General features: G+C 34.4%; 19 protein-coding genes. 14 read left to right on the top strand and 5 right to left on the bottom strand.

Translation table 11 applies throughout. The features are described 5' to 3' along the window. The first annotated feature begins 2 nt into the window (after positions 1–2). The 9 genes from walK to ACFVQC_RS18215 all read left to right on the top strand — a co-directional run bounded on the left by walK (position 3) and on the right by ACFVQC_RS18215 (position 9,553). Positions 3–1,838, top strand: a complete 1,836-nt coding sequence (gene walK / locus ACFVQC_RS18255) for a cell wall metabolism sensor histidine kinase WalK (RefSeq protein ID WP_002113220.1) — start codon at positions 3–5, stop codon at positions 1,836–1,838. Beyond that, positions 1,835–3,178 carry a YycH family regulatory protein gene (locus ACFVQC_RS18250; RefSeq protein ID WP_377898848.1) on the top strand — a complete coding sequence of 448 codons (1,344 nt, stop codon included), beginning with the start codon at positions 1,835–1,837 and terminating at the stop codon, positions 3,176–3,178. The genes walK and ACFVQC_RS18250 overlap by 4 nt, the downstream gene beginning before the upstream one ends. Continuing rightward, the gene (locus ACFVQC_RS18245) at positions 3,159–3,995 is read left to right on the top strand and encodes a two-component system regulatory protein YycI (RefSeq protein ID WP_002113218.1); all 837 of its coding nucleotides are present in this window, start codon (positions 3,159–3,161) and stop codon (positions 3,993–3,995) included. The genes ACFVQC_RS18250 and ACFVQC_RS18245 overlap by 20 nt, the downstream gene beginning before the upstream one ends. After that, a complete protein-coding gene (locus tag ACFVQC_RS18240; RefSeq protein WP_377898847.1) occupies positions 3,979–4,773 on the top strand; it encodes an MBL fold metallo-hydrolase in 795 nt (264 codons plus the stop codon). The genes ACFVQC_RS18245 and ACFVQC_RS18240 overlap by 17 nt, the downstream gene beginning before the upstream one ends. 63 nt (positions 4,774–4,836) lie before the next feature. Next, entirely contained in the window at positions 4,837–6,024 is a 1,188-nt protein-coding gene (locus ACFVQC_RS18235) for a S1C family serine protease (RefSeq protein WP_377898846.1), read from the top strand. Between the two features lie 53 nt (positions 6,025–6,077). Then, complete coding sequence (locus ACFVQC_RS18230) at positions 6,078–6,263, top strand: CxxH/CxxC protein (protein ID WP_215585689.1); 186 nt, start codon at positions 6,078–6,080, stop codon at positions 6,261–6,263. Between the two features lie 59 nt (positions 6,264–6,322). Further along, on the top strand, positions 6,323–6,802 hold the full coding sequence (gene rlmH / locus ACFVQC_RS18225) for a 23S rRNA (pseudouridine(1915)-N(3))-methyltransferase RlmH (protein ID WP_002123590.1): 480 nt from the start codon (positions 6,323–6,325) through the stop codon (positions 6,800–6,802). Positions 6,803–7,077: 275 nt separating this feature from the next. Further along, the gene (locus ACFVQC_RS18220; RefSeq protein ID WP_377898845.1) at positions 7,078–8,514 is read left to right on the top strand and encodes a WD40/YVTN/BNR-like repeat-containing protein; all 1,437 of its coding nucleotides are present in this window, start codon (positions 7,078–7,080) and stop codon (positions 8,512–8,514) included. Positions 8,515–8,674: 160 nt separating this feature from the next. After that, on the top strand, positions 8,675–9,553 hold the full coding sequence (locus tag ACFVQC_RS18215) for a radical SAM/SPASM domain-containing protein (protein WP_002144586.1): 879 nt from the start codon (positions 8,675–8,677) through the stop codon (positions 9,551–9,553). 36 nt (positions 9,554–9,589) lie between these two features. Here the strand turns inward: ACFVQC_RS18215 and pepF are convergent, their stop codons facing one another. Next, on the bottom strand, positions 9,590–11,407 hold the full coding sequence (gene pepF, locus ACFVQC_RS18210) for an oligoendopeptidase F (RefSeq protein ID WP_377892873.1): 1,818 nt from the start codon (positions 11,405–11,407) through the stop codon (positions 9,590–9,592). 139 nt (positions 11,408–11,546) lie between these two features. Beyond that, positions 11,547–12,530 (bottom strand): GMP reductase, encoded by a 984-nt coding sequence (guaC, locus tag ACFVQC_RS18205; RefSeq protein WP_033717570.1) that lies wholly within the window; start codon positions 12,528–12,530, stop codon positions 11,547–11,549. 272 nt (positions 12,531–12,802) lie between these two features. On the opposite strand from guaC, the gene ACFVQC_RS18200 reads away from it, so the two are divergent. From ACFVQC_RS18200 to ACFVQC_RS18190, 3 genes are all read left to right on the top strand, one after another. Continuing rightward, positions 12,803–12,955, top strand: a complete 153-nt coding sequence (locus ACFVQC_RS18200; RefSeq protein WP_377898844.1) for a hypothetical protein — start codon at positions 12,803–12,805, stop codon at positions 12,953–12,955. 59 nt (positions 12,956–13,014) lie between these two features. Further along, complete coding sequence (locus tag ACFVQC_RS18195) at positions 13,015–13,602, top strand: lysozyme inhibitor LprI family protein (RefSeq protein ID WP_377898843.1); 588 nt, start codon at positions 13,015–13,017, stop codon at positions 13,600–13,602. A gap of 192 nt (positions 13,603–13,794) precedes the next feature. Further along, positions 13,795–15,240, top strand: coding sequence for a DEAD/DEAH box helicase (locus tag ACFVQC_RS18190; RefSeq protein ID WP_002144590.1), 1,446 nt, complete (start codon positions 13,795–13,797; stop codon positions 15,238–15,240). Positions 15,241–15,283: 43 nt separating this feature from the next. Here ACFVQC_RS18190 and ACFVQC_RS18185 read toward each other — a convergent pair whose 3' ends face one another. After that, positions 15,284–15,844, bottom strand: coding sequence for a DUF1836 domain-containing protein (locus ACFVQC_RS18185; RefSeq protein ID WP_377898842.1), 561 nt, complete (start codon positions 15,842–15,844; stop codon positions 15,284–15,286). Between the two features lie 164 nt (positions 15,845–16,008). On the opposite strand from ACFVQC_RS18185, the gene trhA reads away from it, so the two are divergent. Further along, positions 16,009–16,656, top strand: coding sequence for a PAQR family membrane homeostasis protein TrhA (gene trhA / locus ACFVQC_RS18180; protein ID WP_002144591.1), 648 nt, complete (start codon positions 16,009–16,011; stop codon positions 16,654–16,656). A 183-nt stretch (positions 16,657–16,839) separates the two neighbouring features. Then, complete coding sequence (gene galE / locus ACFVQC_RS18175; RefSeq protein WP_377898841.1) at positions 16,840–17,856, top strand: UDP-glucose 4-epimerase GalE; 1,017 nt, start codon at positions 16,840–16,842, stop codon at positions 17,854–17,856. 53 nt (positions 17,857–17,909) lie between these two features. Here galE and pelG read toward each other — a convergent pair whose 3' ends face one another. Together pelG and pelF are read right to left on the bottom strand one after the other, a co-directional pair. Continuing rightward, positions 17,910–19,364, bottom strand: a complete 1,455-nt coding sequence (gene pelG, locus ACFVQC_RS18170; RefSeq protein ID WP_377898840.1) for an exopolysaccharide Pel transporter PelG — start codon at positions 19,362–19,364, stop codon at positions 17,910–17,912. After that, a complete protein-coding gene (pelF, locus tag ACFVQC_RS18165) occupies positions 19,352–20,773 on the bottom strand; it encodes a GT4 family glycosyltransferase PelF (RefSeq protein WP_377898839.1) in 1,422 nt (473 codons plus the stop codon). Before pelF ends, pelG begins: the two co-directional genes overlap by 13 nt.

Raw genomic sequence — 20,773 nt, 5'->3', positions numbered from 1 at the left:
ATATGAAGAAAGTTGGTTTTTTTCAATCTATTCATTTAAAATTTGTGCTCATATATATGCTGTTAATATTAATAGCAATGCAAGTAATTGGTGTATATTTCGTCAGGGAATTAGAAAAAAGCCTTGTAAAAGGCTTTCAAGATTCCTTAACGCAGCAAACAAACTTACTTTCTTATAACCTGAAGCAAGAGTTTGTAAAAGAACGTCCTAAAACAGAATCAGTAGATAAAGCTATTAATGATTCGATTCAAAAATTCGCATCAGATCGTAAGAGAGATATTCAAGAAGTAAGTGTAATTGATTCTACTAAAAAATTAATGGCAATTTCAGATGCGTCTAAGCAAAATAAGGTAGGACGAACGTCAGCAGATACAGCTGTACAACGGGTAATGGTACAAAAGAAACCAGAGTCAAAGATTGAGAAAGATGGACATACAGGTCATCGAGTTCAAGTTATGATTACCCCTATTCTAAAAGAGCCGGGCGGAGATGTACTTGGCGTCATTCATATTGTTGCATCTATGGAAGATGTGTATAAACAAATGAAGGACATCAACCAAATTTTCGCAACGGGGACAGTAATTGCTTTATTAGTAACAGCTGTACTTGGAATTTTATTGGCTCAAACAATTACGAGACCAATTTCAGATATGCGAAGACAAGCAATTGAAATGGCGAAAGGAAATTATTCGCGAAAAGTAAAGGTGCATAGTCACGATGAGATTGGACAATTAGCGTTATCTTTTAACAATTTATCTAAAAAATTACAACAAGCTCGTTCCTCCACAGAAAGTGAAAGACGAAAATTATCATCCGTTTTATCACATATGACAGATGGAGTAATTGCTACTGATCGAAAAGGGGATATCATTTTATTAAATGATCCTGCGGAAAAGATGTTAAATGTTTCGCGTGAAACGGCGCTAGATCAATCAGTGTTAGAAGTGTTAGGAATACAAGAAGAATTTACACTTGATCATTTATATGAAGAACCTGATTCAGTTTTATTAGATTTTAGTACGAGAAATGAACCATATATTTTACGTGCTAGTTTCTCTGTTATTCAAAAAGAAACAGGGAAGGCAAATGGTTTAATTGCTGTATTATATGATGTAACAGAGCAGGAGCGGATAGAACAAGAGCGCCGTGAGTTTGTTGCGAACGTATCTCATGAGTTAAGAACGCCGTTAACAACGATGCGCAGTTACTTAGAAGCACTTACTGATGGAGCATGGCAAGATCCAAATATTGCACCGCAATTTTTAACGGTTACACAAGAGGAAACGGAAAGAATGATCAGGCTTGTAAATGCATTGTTACAACTATCTAAACTAGATAGTACAGAACATCGCTTAATGAAGGAATGGGTCGACTTTACTGACTTCTTTAATAACGTTATCGATCGCTTTGAAATGTCTAAAGAGCAAAATGTAAGCTTCAAACGATCTTTCTCTAAAAAATCTCGATTTATTGATATGGATACAGACAAAATCACACAAGTTTTATATAACATTATTTCCAATGCACTAAAATATTCGCCAGAAGGTGGTACAGTAACATATCGCCTGCGTGACCGCGGGGAGTTATTAGAGATTAGTGTGAGTGATCAAGGAATGGGAATTCCGAAAGAAAATGTAGATAAAATATTTGAACGTTTTTATCGTGTAGATAAAGCGCGTTCGAGACAAATGGGTGGTACAGGTCTTGGGTTAGCTATTGCGAAAGAAATGATTGAGGCACATGGCGGCTCGATTTGGGCGAAAAGTGAGGAAGGAAAAGGGACAACTATTTATTTCACATTGCCAATGGCGACAGATGAAGAGGACGATTGGGAATGAGTATGGAAAACTTTAAAACGATAGTTCTAATTAATTTGGTTGTCATTAGTCTATTTCTTACTTTTAACTTATGGACATATGTTCCTGATTCCACTTCTATGCAAAATACAAAGTTCGTTCAAGGTAACGAAGAGATAAATCAGGTAAAGATTTCGGAGGTTGTTCGCCCATCCTCTGTCGTTATTCATAAAGAGAAAAATCATTATGTAAGCGAAAAGAAGGCAAATGTGGATTCAATCTATAAAATTCTTGAAAACGGAGAATTACATGATTTTAGGGAAATAACGGGGACAGTCCCTAAAGGTGATTTTCTGTCTTATGTACACGGAGAAGAAAAAATTGAATTTATTTTCCCTACAAATATCCCGTTAGATACGATTAAAGATATGTTTAATATTAAAGATAAAAACATAGAAAGTAACAGAAGTTTTAATCGTATTATAATTGATCCTTCTAGAAGTACGGACCAAGAAATTAAAGTTAGCTTTGTTTCCTATGATACTCCTCATAAAATATATCAAGCAAAATTGAGCGGTGCTTATATAAAGGATATTATAAATGCTCAAAATCAACTTATAACAGTAGCAAGACCATATTTTGAATATCAAATAAATGATACAAAAAAACTTTTTTTACCAGATGGGATTACGGAATTAAGTAAGGCAGAGTATATTACAGCTAAACTAGAGGTAGATCCATTCAAAAATGCTTTATTTAGTGATCCACGTTATTTAAGTCCTATTTCTGAGAAAGAAAAGGAAACATTTACGGATGGCATCCGTTCTATGGAAATTGATAAGTTGGATGCAATGTTGAAATATAAAAATTCCGCTGTACATGGTGATAAACCTACGGATAATGCGGTGATTTTACAAAAAAGTTTTGATTTTGTAAGTGGGCATAGTGGATCCTTTAAGTCCTATCGTTTTGATTATATTAATGGGAGGAAAACTTCATTCCGTTTATATGAGGATGGTTTGCCTGTATTTAATGCCAATGGAATAGCGGAATTAAAACAAGTATGGGGTTCAGGTGAAATTATGCAGTATGAAAGACCCTTTTTTGAGTTCAGTATTACTTTGCCTAGTAAACAACAAACAACTTCTCTTGCATCAGGTCATATAGTGATGACATCACTAGAGAATAACCCGGAAATTGATAAAAAATCAATTCAGGATGTTGGTATTGGTTATAAAATGTCATTGGAACCTTCCATCAGTGATGGGAGTGGGAGAATCGCTGTCTTACAGCCGATATGGTATGTAAAATGTGAAGAAGATGGTAAGCAACAAATATATGAGTGGAGTGAGGGGGGACTAAATGGATTGGGATCGAATTAAAACAATATTTATTGTGACCTTTTTTGTTTTAGACCTCTTTCTTATCTTTCAGTTCATTCAAAAGCAAGATAGTAATCAATTAGAACTTGTGACGGAAACGAAAATCGATCAACAATTAAAAGCTGAAAAAATTACTATGGGGAATTTTCCTAAAGAACCGAAAAAAGAGTCATTTATAATGGCGAAAAATAAGGTTTTCAAAGAAGAAGATGTACAATCTTTAAAAAATCAGACGGCGCATGTGCAAGACGAATATCAAATAGAGAGTAAATTAAAAGAGCCTTTTTTAAATACAAAATCATCGTCAAAAGATAAGTATAATGATTTTTTGAAAAATTATGTGCTGGATGGACAAAAATATGAGTTTGGAGCAATAAAGGACTCAAAAATTTACTTCTTTCAAAAGTATAAAGATAAACCAATCTTCTACAATAATCGTGCGATGATTGTTGTAGATTTAAATGAAAAAAATGAGCTTATTTCGTATACACAAACAATGTTAACGGATTTGAAGGAAATGGGCGAAAGCGAAAAGACGAAAGAACAAGAAATTATTACTGCTCAAACAGCTTTAGAAAATATATATTTGAAAAATAAAATTGCAGAAAATACGCACGTGAAAGAGGCGCAGATTGGATATGCAACTCTTGCGGAGTCTTCTTCTAATATACAAGTGCTTGCTCCAACATGGAACTTAAAGACAGAGCAGAAAAAGGATTTTTTTGTGAATGCAATTGAAGGACAAGTTATGGAATTAGGGGAAACTCAAGTGCCGGAAGAACATAATGGAGTGAGAAAGAATGAGTATGCACTTTAGTGTACTTGCGAGTGGAAGTACAGGGAATATGCTATATGTAGGAACAGATGAAAAAAAACTGCTCGTCGATGCAGGTTTAAGTGGTAAAGCGACAGAGGCTTTATTTAAACAAGCTGAACTGAATATAAATGACGTATCAGGTATTCTTGTAACACATGAGCATAGTGACCATATTAAAGGATTAGGTGTATTGGCACGTAAATATGATTTACCTATTTATGCGAACGAGAAAACATGGAATGCAATGGAACATTTAATAGGTAATATCTCAACTGATCAAAAATTCATTTTCTCAGTAGGGGACGTGAAAACATTTGGGGATATTGAAGTTGAATCATTTGGTGTTTCTCATGATGCAGCGGAACCGATGTTTTATGCTTTTCATAACAATAATAGAAAGTTAGCTCTTATTACAGATACGGGCTACGTAAGTGACCGTATGAAAGGTGTCATTAAGGGAGCGAACGCTTTCGTATTTGAAAGCAATCATGATGTGGAAATGCTTCGTATGGGACGCTATCCATGGAGCATTAAGCGACGTATTTTAAGCGACGTTGGCCACGTTTGTAATGAGGACGCTGCATTAGCGATGGCTGATGTTATTACAGACGAGACAAAACACATTTATTTAGCGCATTTAAGCTTAGATAATAACATGAAAGAATTAGCGCGTATGTCTGTATCACAAGTATTAGAGGAAAAAGGTTTTGGGGTTGGAGAATCCTTTGAAATACATGATACGGATCAAAAAATGCCTACGAAAATTCAATACGTATAATTCTTCATTTTAGTAAACAATAAAGGTGAATATAGTTGTTTTCAGGAAGATAGGTGAACAAATATGTCCTTTATTGATGAAGAAAAATATCGTATTAAACGCGCAGGGAAAAAGAAACATAAAGGTATTGTCATTTCTAGCATAGCGGGGACAATTGTAGGGGCTTCATTATTTGCATTTGGAGCTCCTTTATTTTCAAATCATGCAGGTAAGCTTCCGCAAGCTGAAGCAAGTGAAAAAAATATGGCTGAAGCTCAAAGTGGAAATGTTCCTGTTAAACAGATTAGCTTTGTAGACGCCGTTGATCGTGCTTCAGAGGCTGTTGTTGGTGTTATTAACATTCAACGAGATGATTTTTCAGAGGCTGATTCGGAAGCTGGTACAGGCTCTGGTGTGATTTATAAGAAAACAGATGGACATGCGTATATTGTAACGAATAACCACGTTGTTGCTGGGGCGAATCGTATTGAAGTGAGCTTAAGTGACGGTAAGAAAATTCCAGGTAAAGTATTAGGAACCGATGTAGTCACGGACTTAGCGGTACTAGAAATAGATGCGAAGCATGTGAAGAAAGTGATTGAAATTGGCAACTCTAATACAGTTCGTAGAGGAGAACCAGTTATTGCGATTGGGAATCCACTTGGGCTACAATTTTCTGGAACTGTCACACAAGGTATTATTTCGGCTAACGAGCGTATTGTCCCTGTAGATTTAAACCAAGATGGACATTACGATTGGCAAGTAGAAGTATTACAAACAGATGCGGCAATTAATCCAGGTAATAGTGGTGGTGCACTTGTTAATGCAGCAGGACAATTAATTGGCATTAACTCAATGAAAATTGCAGCAAAAGAAGTAGAAGGAATTGGACTAGCTATTCCAATTACAAGAGCCGTCCCTGTTATGAATGAACTTGAGAAATACGGTAAAGTAAAAAGACCTTATGTTGGAATTGAGCTTAGATCGTTAAATGAGATTCCGAATTATTATTGGTCAAAAACGTTACATTTACCAGGTAACATAACGGATGGAGTTTGCATTTTAGATGTGAAAAGTCCTTCGCCAGGCACGGATGCTGGCTTGCGAGAGCATGACGTTATTGTGGCGGTAGATGGAAAAGCGGTGCACGATATTATTGGGTTCCGCACGGCCTTATATAATAAAAAAATTGATGACAAAATGACTCTTACTTTTTATCGTGGTACAAAACGAGCGACAACAACGGTGAAATTAGGCATTCAAAAGTATTAAAAACAGGAGGGCCTACCTCCTGTTTTCTATTGTAGAAAAGTGAGGTGAAGAATATGAATTTACCTTGTTGTTTAGAACATGTTGAATTAGCATTAGATATCATTGTGGATGAGTGTGAAGTTGCACCGGTTATTAACAATGTGGATAACTCTAAAGAAGAGAAAAAAACATGTGAATTTTGTCAAAAAGAGGCGACATATGTTGTATCGAACACAGATTCTCACACAATATGTGGGTAACATTTGTGGATATGTGGATAAGTCCTGTGGATAACGTGTTTGTAAGGTGGGGAATAGATGTGAATATCTCGATTATTTCAATCGGAAAATTAAAAGAAAAATACTTAAAACAAGGTATAGCAGAATACTTAAAACGATTATCTTCTTACGCAAAAGTAGAAGTAATTGAGTTGCCAGATGAAAAGGCACCAGAAAATTTAAGTGCAGCAGAAATGTTAATTGTAAAAGAAAAAGAAGGTATACGTATACTGGATAAAATTTCTGACGATACGCACGTCATTGCGTTAGCAATAGAAGGAAAACAAAAATCATCAGAAGAATTTGCAGCAAGTATAGATCGCCTTGCTACATATGGAAAGAGCAAAATCACATTTGTAATTGGTGGATCACTGGGGCTTAGTTCTGAAGTAATGAAGCGTTCAAACGAATCTCTTTCTTTCTCAAAGATGACATTACCACATCAATTAATGCGATTAGTATTGCTTGAGCAAGTGTATAGAGCGTTTCGGATTAATCGTGGGGAACCGTATCATAAATAGTGGGTAGTAATCGAAAGTTAATAATGCCTTGTGTAATAACATAAAGTATTATTGGCTGTATATTGAATAAAAAATATGATTAAGAAATTAGCACTTATCTTTACAGGATAGAGTGCTTTTTTATACGCACTTTATTATTTTAGATTTAACCGATCGTAATTAAAATGTACAATAAATATGGGATATGCGAGTGTTTGGTAAAATCAAGTATACTCAATATAGGAGAAAAGAAGTATTAGATGTAATTAGGGGGGCTTAACATATTTAGGGGAAATATGAAAAAAATACTTATATCATTACTAAAAAACCCATTATTAATAATCGGATACTGGATTTTTTGTTATGAGTTAGCTTTGTTATGTATGTATGGAAGAGTGAATAATAATATTTATATTTTGTTATTATGTACAGCATTTTTAATACTTATAATTATATTTACTACAATTAAAGTTATAAAAAATAGGGAATATGAATCATCCGAATTATTAAATATAAAGGGATGGAAATATGCTTCCGTTATCATCATTATCTTTATAACGCTTTTTTATGGGATGAAAATTTATAAAAGTGCAACGAATTATGGTGGTAAACTAGCATGGTTTATAGAAAGCGTAAAAAACGAAAGATCAGTTGAACTTGAGCATGATAATATATATAAGTATGGTGTAGAGGGTATTTTTGAAGATATAAATAAGAAATATACTTTGCCAAAGAAGTTATATATGTCGGATGGTTTTACTTTGGAATTTAACTCAGATGGAACAATTACATCATTTGATACTTTTCTTTATGGAAAAAATGCTGCTGGAAAAGAGGAAAGCTACTTAATATCTTATAATAAAAATAAATCAAAAGATATTTTTGTAGGACTAAATGGGTATATTAACGCTGATTATAATGAAGATAAATTAGTAAAACCTTTAATTAAAACAGTTCAAGCCATTCCAGTTAAACAAACTGTCAGTAAGTGGAATGAAGATAAATATGGGCTGGTTTATTATGGGAAAAGAAACTGGGGTTACAATAGAGAAGGAATTATTAATATTAATAAAGATGGGAAATTAGAGAAGCTTGAAGAAGCAAAATCCGAAATAATTGGATATACGGTATCTATATTTATCCCCGGAAAAGAGAAAGAGATAGTACCTGCTAGATATAATTTACTAGGTGACCCAAATTGGAGTAAGGAAAGTAGTTCTAAAAAGAAAAAGAAGGATCTAACTAATAATAATGAGCAATTTTACTTTTCAAAAGAAGTGGGTTATAAACTACATGTTACAGATAAAGCATTAGGGAGTACCTTTTATTCACTAAGCAAGACAATAGATGGTGGAGAAACATGGGCAGTTATAAATGAAGACCCATTTAATGAAGCAGTTGGTAGTGCATCAGGAATCATCTTTTTCAATGAGAAACTCGGATTTTTAAGGGCAGCTAGACCCTCTGGCACTGAAGGAGGGCTATACCGTACAGATGATGGGGGTATAACTTTTCAAAAGGTGAGCTATATAAATCATGAAGTGAAGCTAGAGAGTGGACAATTAATAACCCCTTTTGATTTTCCTAATATGCCTTATGAGAAGGATGGGGTTTTTAACATGTTAGTTGGGCAAGGATCAGATGGAGACTATAATGGTAATAGTAGTATACTTTATCAATCTAAAAATCAAGGTGAAACATGGGAGTATGTAAAAGAGGTTAAAGGTAATTAATAGTGGGAAAGACCATTGGATAAAAATCATCGATGGTCTTTTAAACATTAATAGATGGTATGTAGATTTCCTAAAATAAGTATGTTTCTATTTCTAAAAAAATATGCTGTAATATGAAGAGGGAAAAAGTATAAGTAGTCAGAGAAGTGAGGAATTAAGGGTGAAGAAGTTTAAGAAGTTTTACTTAGAGATTACAAGTGTATGTAATCTTGCGTGCAGCTTTTGTCCGCCGACGGAAAGGCAGAAGCAATTCATTTCTGTGGAGGATTTTGCTAAAAGATTAGACCAAATTAAACCTCATACAGACTACATTTATTTACACGTGAAGGGTGAGCCGTTGCTCCATCCAAAAATAGATCAACTATTAGATTTAAGCCATGAAAAAGGGTTTAAAGTTAATATTACAACGAACGGAACGTTAATTAATAAGAGAAGGCATAGATTGTTAAATAAGCCTGCGTTAAGACAAATGAATTTTTCACTGCACAGTTTTGATGGACACCCAGGATCGCAAGATAAAGAGGGCTATGTAAGGAGTATACTTTCTTTCATTAGAGAAGCGACGAGTCAATCGGATTTAATTGTTTCGCTAAGGTTATGGAATTTAACTCAGGATAACAAAACGAATCTTGAAATTCAGCGGAATAGAGATTTATTATCTATTATCGAAAAAGAGTTTGATCTTTCTTATAACATTGAAGAGAAGCTCACACCAGGAAAAGGTATAAAAATTGCGGAACGTGTATTTATTAATCAAGATTATGAATTCCAGTGGCCGGCATTACATGAAGAAGAGGATGATGGAAAAGGATTCTGTCATGGTCTTCGAAATCAGGCTGGAATCTTAGCGAACGGAACTGTTATTCCTTGCTGTTTAGATGGTGAGGGAATTATTAACCTTGGAAATATTAATAGTGATTCATTCTCTAATATTATTGAAGGCGATAGAGCGCAAAATATTGTAGATGGATTTTCAAAAAGGGTTGCAGTAGAAGAACTGTGTAGAAAATGCGGATACCGCAAAAGATTTGGAAAGTAAATATAGAATAAGCCCTCATAAAACGAGGGCTTATTTTTATTCTTGATAAGAGTGCTCTAGTTCATCAATTAAGGAACCGACGTAAGAAACAGCTTTACGGATTGCATCTGGTTTTGACATGTCTACTCCAGCGTGTTTCATTAATTCGAGTGGTTTCATCGTACCGCCTGCGCGGAGCACGTTGAGCCAGCGATCAACAGCAGGCTGTCCCTCTTCCTTAATCATTTGGGCTACGGCGGTAGATGCAGTTAGGCCTGCTGAATATGTGTAAGAATATAAGCCCATATAATAGTGAGGTTGACGCATCCATGTTAAACCGGCACCTTCATCAATTTCTACTGAATCTCCCCAGAATGTAGAAAGGACATTTGTTTTTATTTCAGTTAAAGTGGTGGCTGTAAGTGCTTGTCCTTCCTCTGCTATGGCATATACTCTTCTTTGATATTCTCCTTCAAGTAAATGAGTAACAAAGTTATGGTAGTACGTGCCGAGTAGTTGCAGAATAACCCATCTGCGCATTCTCTTGTCCTCCGTTGTCGCAAGTAAATGCTGAGTTAATAGTAATTCATTCATCGTTGATGGAGCTTCAACAAAGTACATAGATGGACGCACATTCATAATACGCTGATTTTTATTGGCTAAATAAAAATGACCAGCATGTCCAAATTCATGAGCTAATGTGAAACACCCGCGCATCGTACCCTGCCATGTAATTAAAATATAAGGGTGAGAACCGTATGGGCTAGAGCAGAAGGCACCTGTTGATTTTCCAACGTTATCTGCAAGGTCTACCCATCTTTCTTTGAAGCCCTTTTCGATAATGGAACTATATTCATTTCCTAATACTTTTAAAGAATTTTGAATGAGTTTTCCTGCTTCTTCATAAGTAATCGCTGGATTGAATTCAGGATCTAAAGGCGCGTGTAGGTCGCAGAAAAGCATTTGATCAAGACCTAATACTTTCCTTTTTAAATCTGCAAAACGGCGCATATGAGGCGCTAATTCGTTATAAATAATATCTAGTTGGTTGTTATACATTTCAAGTGGAACTTTTTGAGGCTCTAAAAGCATATGAGTAACGGATTCATATTTGCGTAACCGCGAAAGTGTCACTTGTTTTTTTACTTCAGTAGCATATGTTGTTGCGACTGTATTTTTATATCGTTTCAATGTGGAAACAAATGATGAATATGCTTTTCTACGTATATATGTGCTTGGAGAGAATTCATATTTACTTTCAAATAATGCAAATGATACAGGCAAATCATTTCCTTGTTCATCTTGTATAGAAGGAAAATCCATATCGGCTAATTTAGTCATACCGTAAATTTTGTAGGGAGAACTATGAACTTCGCCGAGTGCAGCAAGAGCTTCTTCTGTTTCAGGTGAGAGAGTGTGCTGCCTTTTTTGTAGTATTTCTAGTAACGATTTACGGAAAGGTTCAAGTTTTGTTTCTTCAATTAAATATTTTTCAATTGTTCCTTCTTCGAGTGAGAGGATTTCATTATGGATAAAGGATAGTGCAGTATGTACAGTTGTCCATAAAGCGGAAATTTTGGAAGAGTCCGCTTGAATAACTGGATCTGTTCGATCAGCAGATTCTTTTAAATTTGCATATGAATATAGCTTTGTTAATTTCATTAAAAGCTCTTCCTCTAAAAGCAGGCAATTTAATAAAGTAGTGGGGCTAGTGTGTAATTGTCCTTTAAATGTATCAAGTTTTTTTATATCATCTTTTAATACACGTAATGCAATTTCCCACTCTTTATCAGATGGGTATAAATCAGAAAGGTCCCATGTTAATTCAGTAGGGACTTCTGCGCGAATAAGGCGTTTCTCAATTACATCTTTCATTTGTTATATCCCCCTTATTATAAGTATCTAAAAACATGATACTAGAAAATTCAGTAAAATAAAAATATTTTACATTTTTATACATGAAAAAGAAGGACAAGCATAAAAAATGCTTGTCCTTCGAGTTGAATTTTAAAAATTAATATACTTTATCACCGTTGAAAATAGAGTTTTTCACGACAACATAATCTACAGTACGAATAGCATCTAATCTTGTTCCGCCAGCGTAAGAGATAGAAGATTGAAGATCTTGTTCCATTTCGATTAAAGTGTCTTCTAAAGAACCTTTATGCTCAACGAACATTTTCTTACCTTCAACGTTTTTCTTCTCACCTTTTTGGAATTCAGAAGCAGAACCAAAGTATTCTTTATAAAGCTTGCCATCTTTTTCGATTGTTTCCCCTGGAGACTCTTCATGACCAGCGAATAGAGAACCGACCATAACCATAGTTGCTCCAAATCGAATTGATTTAGCTACGTCGCCATGCGTACGAATACCACCGTCAGCGATAATTGGCTTACTTGCAGCTTTTGCACACCAGCGAAGTGCAGCTAGCTGCCAACCACCAGTTCCAAAGCCTGTTTTAATTTTAGTAATACAAACTTTACCAGGTCCAATACCAACTTTTGTTGCGTCAGCACCAGCGTTTTCTAATTCTCTTACCGCTTCTGGAGTTCCAACGTTTCCAGCGATAACGAAGCTCTCTGGTAAATGTTTTTTAATATGTTGAATCATATTGATCACAGCATTAGAGTGACCGTGTGCGATATCGATTGTAATGTATTCAGGTGAAAGTTGCTCAGCAGCTAATTGTTGTACGAATTCGTATTCGTCTTCTTTAACACCAACGCTGATTGAAGCAATTAATCCACGTGATTGCATATCTCTAATGAATGAGATTCGTTTCTCTGGTTGGAAACGATGCATGATATAGAAATAATTATTTTCAGCTAAATAAGTTGCGATTCTTTCATCTATAATCGTTTGCATATTTGCAGGTACGACAGGTAATTTAAATTTATGTTTTCCTAAAGTGACAGTTGTATCACATTCAGATCGGCTGTTTACAATACATTTTGCAGGAATTAATTGAATGTCTTCATAGTCAAATACGTTTTCCATCATTTACACCCCTAAAATACGAATATTTTATTTTTATTGATTAAAAATGTTCGTCCATAGGATAATTTACATCATTTTTATTAAGAAGTCAAAGATTTTCTTAACATTTTTTTTGAAAGAAGCTAATATCTTTTAAAAATAACGTTAAAAGCGAATTTAAATAGTTTTTATAGGTATAACGTTCGTTTATAAAAAAAGTAAGGAAAGTTGCGATAATTGCATAAAATTGTATGTGTGCTTCTTATTTTGGGTGAGGGGGCTGGGGAGATACTATGAAAAAGTTAATATTAACAATAGGAATAACTTTGTTGGTTGTTGCTGGATGCAGCAATAATGATGCCTTTGATAAGGCAAAGAAACAAGGAGATTTAGCGTTGGAAAATAAAGAATACGATAGAGCAGAGCAGTCGCATCTTTTGAATTAGCATTAAAAGAAAAGAAGGATGATCGGGAAATAAGGCTGAAGATAAATCAAACGAATAAAATGATTGAAGCATTACAGGAAAGTAATATAGACCGAGCAAGTTCGTTATTGAGGGAAATTGAAAATGATTCTGCTAGTTCAGTTATATTAGCCAAACAAGCAAAAGAAAAACGAGAAGTTTTAGCTAATCAAAAAGATGAGAATATTAAGGAAGAAAAAGTAAAAGAAGAAAATAAAAATGAAGAGAAGCCGAAAGTAGAAGAGCCTAAAAAAGAAAGTGTTATTACCGGTCAGAAGGCAGAGTATATTACTAAATTAAATAGTATTGAGGAGAGTTTGAAGAAACTCGATTACTTATATGAGAACGGAATTACAACTGAAATGAAAGAGGGTGAGGGTAAAAGATACGAGGCATGGGATAAAGCATTAAATGAGATTTATGGTGTTTTGAAAATGCAACTTCCTACAAGTGAAATGAACACTTTGAGAGAGAAACAGCGTGAATGGATTACGTATCGAGATCAAAAGGCGGAAGAAGCTTGGAATGAATCCGGGCAGGGGACATTGTCAGGTTTAGCAAGTACTTCATCGAATGTAAGTAGTACGAAGGAAAGGTGCTATCAGTTAGTTGAACAGTATATGAAGTGATAGAGGTTTATTTTTATAATGGAATAATTTTTTGAAATAGAAAATTTCTATATAAAAAGGTGAATCCCGAATGATTCGCCTTTTTATGTGAGCTTTCAAGTATAATGAATAAGGTGATAATAACGTATATGATGATTCATTGATAGGAAAAGTGAAAAAAGAAAATAATACAGAATAAAAAGAGGTTAATATATGAGTAAAAAAAGTTTTTCTGATTATGCATTAAGTAAAGAAATTGTAAGAGCACTTACTGGTTTAGGATATGAACATCCAACGGAAGTGCAAGGAGAGGTTATTCCAGTTGCCTTGCAAAAGAAAGACCTTGTCGTGAAATCACAGACTGGAAGTGGAAAAACCGCTTCATTTGGCATACCACTTTGTGAAATGGTGGAGTGGGAAGAGAATAAGCCACAAGCTTTAGTTTTAACACCGACGAGAGAGCTTGCGGTGCAAGTAAAAGAAGATATTACGAATATAGGTCGCTTCAAAAGAATTAAGGCCGCTGCAGTTTATGGTAAATCTCCATTTGCACGTCAAAAATTAGAGTTAAAGCAAAAAACACATATTGTAGTTGGGACTCCTGGCCGTGTGTTAGATCATATTGAAAAAGGTACCCTTTCTTTAGAGTGTTTGAAGTATTTAGTTATTGATGAAGCAGATGAAATGCTGAATATGGGTTTTATTGATCAAGTAGAGGCAATTATTGACGAATTACCTAAAAAACGAATGACAATGCTATTTTCAGCAACACTTCCAAAAGATGTTGAAAAGTTATCTCGTACGTATATGGATTCGCCAACGCATATTGAAATTAAGGCTGCCGGGATTACAACAGATAAAATTGAACATACACTTTTTGAGATGAGAGAAGAGGAGAAGCTTTCACTTCTTAAAGATGTAACAACGATTGAGAATCCAGATAGTTGTATTATTTTTTGCCGTACGCAAGAAAATGTAGATCACGTATTTCAACAGTTAAAGCGGGTTAACTATCCTTGTGACAAAATACATGGTGGTATGGTACAAGAAGATCGTTTTGAAGTTATGGACGATTTTAGAAAAGGAAAGTTCCGTTATTTAGTAGCGACAGACGTAGCTGCTAGAGGAATTGATATTGATAATATTACACATGTTATTAACTATGATATTCCATTAGAAAAAGAAAGTTATGTACATCGTACGGGAAGAACGGGACGAGCTGGTAATAACGGGAAAGCTATTACATTCATGACGCCGTATGAAAATAGATTTTTAGAAGAGATTGAGGAGTACATTGGCTTTGAAATTCCAAAGGCACTTGCACCTTCAAAAGAAGAAGTTATGAAAGGGAAAGCAGTATTTGAGGAAAAGATACATGCTAAACCAATTATAAAGAAAGATAAAAATGCAGACCTAAACAAAGGAATTATGAAATTGTACTTTAATGGCGGGAAGAAAAAGAAAATTAGGGCGGTAGATTTCGTCGGTACAATTGCTAAAATTAAAGGTGTTACAGCAGAAGATATAGGAATTATTACAATACAAGACAATGTTTCTTACGTTGAAATATTAAATGGAAAAGGACCACTTGTTTTAAAAATCATGAAAAACACAACGATTAAAGGGAAACAATTAAAGGTTCATGAAGCAATTAAGTAAACAAAAAAACTATCCACCTGTTAGAGGTGGATAGTTTTTTTGTTTAAGTTTCTTTGAGGTCATCAACTAGTTTCTCTGCTAAACGTCTATACATATTACTCATAGTCACGAAGGATGTTAGTAATAAAAACTTTTCTAGCTTTGGATCTTCTAAGGAAGAAACCTCGTTTACTTCCTTAACACGGTTATTCACGTCTTGCTTAAAGTTTCCCACATTGGCGTCATTAAGAGAAAGGTAATCTTTATATAGGGTATTTAATTCGAATGTATCATCGCTTATTAACGGTGCATTTATATTTTCTAAGGAGCTTTTTATATCATTAATGGAAAGAGCTCCTTTTAATTGATAAATTAAGCTGATTAAAATCATATGTTCTTTTGAATACTTTTTATTTTTGATAGGGATGAATAATTTCCCTTTTGCGTAATTGTTAATCATTGTTTTTGTTAATACTTTTTCATCATCAGTTCTCGTTGTATCCGCATAAGTATTCTCAAATAGTTGGACAACTTGGTCTACATATAAGTCGACATTTGGGATATCCTCAAGTTTAATACTTTTTTCTAAATGTAATGATTCAAGTAATTTATTTATATTTTCCACGTAGAACCCCTCACTTTTATAACTTAGTGGAACTTAATGTTTTGTATATCTTTAAATATGGTATTACGAAACAAATGAAATGTAAATGTTGACCCGTATGAATAATATATATATAATTACAAGTAGTTATTAAAACTACATGTAATTATATGAGGGGTGTTTATATGAATACTTATGTAAGAGAACCAGTTAATGCATTTACTCACTTAGGAGGAGCTGTATTATCATTTATTGCATTATTAGCTATGCTTGTGAAGGTTTCTGTTAAGATGCCATCTGTTGCTGCAATTACAGCCGTTATTTTATTTGGTATAGGGATGATGGTCCTTTATATGGCGTCAGCTGTGTATCATAGTGTTGTAGCCAGTGAACGTGTTATTTATTTCTTTAGGAAGCTAGATCATTCTATGATTTTTATATTAATTGCAGGTACATATGCACCCTTTTGCTTAATTACATTAAATTCGGCAAATGGTTTACTATTATTTTGTTTAGTTTATGCAACTGCGATTTTTGGTATTGTTTTTAAAATGTTTTGGTTTAATTGTCCAAGATGGTTATCGACAGCAATTTATCTTCTGATGGGTTGGTTAATTGTTCTATTCTTTGCACCGTTAGCTGAGAATTTAAGTACAGGAGGTATTATTTTCTTAGTACTTGGAGGCATTTTTTATACAATTGGTGGGTTTATTTACGGTGCGAAGCCAAAATGGTTGGAGTTTAAATATATGGGACACCATGAAATTTTTCATGTTTTTGTATTGTTAGGTAGTCTTGCTCATTTTCTAAGTGTATATTGTTACGTAATTTGATCAAAAAACGCCACACGATGTCTGTTATGTGGCGTTTTTTTATTACCTGATTTGAATCGTGTATTGTCCAAAAAATCATGGGATAAAATGTAAGTTTCTGTGTTCGCATAATAAACATATGATAAGAAATATGTGATATACTTTGAGAAGTTTATAATGAATGAAATATGGAGGACTATAATTATGGCAATACTTGTAACAGGTGGAGCAGGATATATTGGTAGTCATACATGCGTAGAATTACTAAAAAACGGTTACGAAATTATAGTAGTAGATAATTTTTCGAATAGCTCAGTAGAGTCTATAAATCGAGTAAAAGATATAACAGGAAAACAGTTTAAGCTTTATAAAGAAGATATTTTAAATCGAGAAGCACTTGATACGATTTTTGAAGAAAATACAATTGAAGCTGTTATTCATTTTGCAGGCTTTAAGGCTGTAGGGGAATCAGTAGCAATTCCGTTAACGTATTATCATAACAACATTACAAGCACATTAGTGCTATGTGAAGTGATGCAGAAGCATAATGTGAAGAAGATGATCTTCAGTTCATCTGCAACAGTGTATGGTATTCCAGAAACATCACCAATTACGGAGGAGTTTCCATTAAGTGCAACAAATCCATATGGTCAAACGAAATTAATGATTGAACAAATTATGCGTGATGTAGCATTTGCGGATGCAGAATGGAGTATCGCATTACTTCGTTATTTCAACCCATTTGGTGCGCATGAAAGTGGGCGTATTGGAGAAGATCCAAATGGAATTCCAAATAACTTAATGCCATATGTAACACAAGTAGCGGTAGGTAAGTTAGAAGAATTAAGTGTATTTGGAAGTGACTATCCAACAAAAGATGGCACGGGTGTCCGTGATTATATTCATGTTGTAGACTTAGCGAATGGCCATGTAAAGGCGCTTGAAAAGGTAATTGGCACTACTGGGATAGATGCATATAATCTCGGTACAGGTACTGGTTATAGTGTGTTGGAAATGGTTGAAGCATTTGAAAAGGTTTCGGGCAAGGAAGTTCCTTATAAAATTACAGAGCGTCGCCCTGGTGATGTTGCAGTATGCTTTGCAGATGCATCGAAAGCGAAGCGTGAATTAGGATGGGAAGCAAAACGCGGATTAGAAGAAATGTGTGCAGATTCTTGGAGATGGCAATCAAATAACAAAAATGGCTATCTAGAAGTTTAATAAACAGATAAAAAATGACCTTTGCATAAGCAAGAGGTCATTTTTTTATCTGTTTATTTTCCATTAAGTTTATTGGCCACTTTAGTAAAGAAAGTTCGCTGTTTCATAGAAATGTTTGACTGACAAAACGTATAGTAGTCAATATCTTTAATATAAGTAAAGAGCCTAGAAATAGCATATAAGAATGTAATAGAAGATCCGAGTGCAAAACTAATACCGTAACCATTGAATCCAAATGGAAGTAGAAGAAGACTTAATAATAGGTTTGCAAAAAAGAACAGGGCTGATGTTCGAAATGCCCCTTTACGATCTTCAAAATATAAGAGTAGTAACGTGATAACAAGGACCATCCCGTTTGCATAAGCACCAATTATAGTCAGTTGCAAAATAGAGTATTCAAGTGTCACGTTCCCAGATTGTGAACTAAACATCCATATTATAAAAATAATAAGTAAAGAAAAAATACCTTGATTACGAAGTATGCGTTCCATTTCTTGCTTTAGGACAAAGTTCATTGATTCTTTTAATTGTAAAATTGTATTTAATGTCGCCCCATTGTTAACTGAGCCGAAGAACTTCTTATACCGTTCATAAAACCTTGTTTCAATGGATACTACGAAGAAAATATAGGTTGGGATAATGCTTAAATAAGCCCAGAAAACAGAGGTATCATACATTTGATGATAAATAAACGTGTTTTCAATATTTCCTCGCCCTTCTCCGAACCAAATAACAAAGTTACATACCCAAATGCCAATATTGTAAAGTAAGCTTGACCAAAATAGTTCCGGATATTTATCTAAGTAAGAAAGGAAGGTAAATTGTTCGGTAGCATCACTATTTGGAAACATTCGTACAATAACTATACTTAACCACACTAATGTAATGAAAGTCCCGATTGTAAAAGAAATTAAAAGTAATAGGGCAAATCCATGTTCTATTCCAAGTGTTGGATGCCAGTAAGCGATAAGCGCAATTCCAGATAAGGAGAAAATGGAACCAATTAAAAATGCAAGAGCGATGGACTGATAATCTTTAGCTGCTGTTAAATAAATGGATTGAATCCAAATGATGTTTAAAGCTAAAAATAAAAATAGCATCACGATTTTATAATACAAGGCTAATGGTGTAAAAATTGCAAACAAAAGCCATAAGACAATAGCTAAGAAAAGTGTGATTTTCGTCATTCCTAAAAAGGAAGAAAATACTTTATCAGCTTTTTGCTCGTATAAAAGGTCAGCCACATATCTAGTTACGATGAGCTGTAAGGCACCATATATAATTTGAGAAAAAATAAAGCAGTATGAAATTGAAATTGTGAAAAGGCGCTGTTCCTCAATTGAAATAGAATGGAACAAACTTAAAATGTATCGAATAGCTGTTACTGCTAAAATAACGACTAACCACGGACCAGCTGTAACAAATAATGAAAATCCGTACGCCTTTATTCTTGAAGAATAGTAGTCTTCTTGGAATAATTTTTGTAAACGAAATCCTATTCCTGCCATGTTTTTTTACCTCTTTCTAAGTAAAGCTTACGATAACTATCAACGACACCTGATAATTGATAGTGCGCTTCAATACGATTGCGCCCATTATCCCCAAATTGTTGAATGGATTCAGGGTGACGATAATACCACTCTAAATGAATGGCAACTTGTTCAGGAGATACAGGTGGTACAACAAATCCACATTGTCCGTAAGGATCTCTATCTTGTCCGTAAATTAATTCCTTACAAGAGCCGACATCTGTAACAATCCATGGTAATCCTGCCGCCATTCCTTCTAACATAGCTAATGGTTGTCCTTCAGATATACTTGTTAATACGAGAATATCTGTTTGTTTTAAGTAATCTTTAATATTTACTTTGCCGGTCATTATTACATGCTCTTCTAATCCTAATTGTTGAATTAAATCACGACATTCCTGAGCATATTCTGCTTCTTCCGTATCAGGACCTAGTAGGTAAAATATAAATGGAATATCTTTTTCTAATAATAATTTCGCTGCATAAATCATTGTTTTTACATCTTTAATTGGCACAACTCGTATAATAGCGGAAATGATGAGTTTATCCGAATTGTATTTTGGTTTACGTAACCCTTTATAGTCAGATAAAGTAACGCCATTTGGAACGATTTTTAGTTTATGGGCCGGGGCACCTAATTCTTTTTGATATGCACTATTTCGGCCGAACAACGTAATTACATCAGCAGCTTGTTCGTATGCTTGATGAGACAAGTGATGAAAGAAAGAAACCCATCTTTTTTTGTATTCAATTGGTATCCAAGTAGATTGTAGTATTTCCTCTTCACGCTCCCGGGAGTAAATACCGTGCTCAGTTAGAATAAATGGTATATCGGACTTGGCACTAATTGCAGCACCAAGTAATCCACCATATCCTGTCGATACAGAATGAATAAGATTTAATTCAGGAAAATCAATTTGTAAAATTTGAATGATTGGTGTGAACATAGATCTCCACATCCAAAAGTAATTTAAGAAGGATCCACTACTTTCTTCATATAAATAACTTTCTTTAACAATCTCATAAAACTCACGGCTTTCGAAGAAGGAATGGAGTGTGCCTAGCTTTTGTTTATCCCCTAATATTTGTAATGCTGTTGTATCGTTGGCTTGAAATGTAAACCATTTTTGAAGTGTCTGTACTTCTTGTTCAGTTAAATTAGTTTTTATATGTTTTGCTTCATTTTCTGATTGCAAAGGAATCAGAATGATATCTTTTACGTTGCTTGGAATTTCATATTGATATTCATCTTCTGTTTTTACTTGAGGGACTATCGCAAAAATCGTAAATTCATGTTCTTTAAACTGCTGGATAATCATTTGAACCCAACTTGCTACCCCTCCACTTACAAAGGGGTAGCTGCCTTCAACGACCAAACCTATTCTCAT

Source organism: Bacillus sp. NPDC057893, from assembly GCF_042796455.1.
Lineage (GTDB): Bacteria > Bacillota > Bacilli > Bacillales > Bacillaceae_G > Bacillus_A.
The sequence above is the reverse complement of the archived record's forward strand: the minus strand, read 5'-3'. Positions and strand labels throughout refer to the sequence as shown.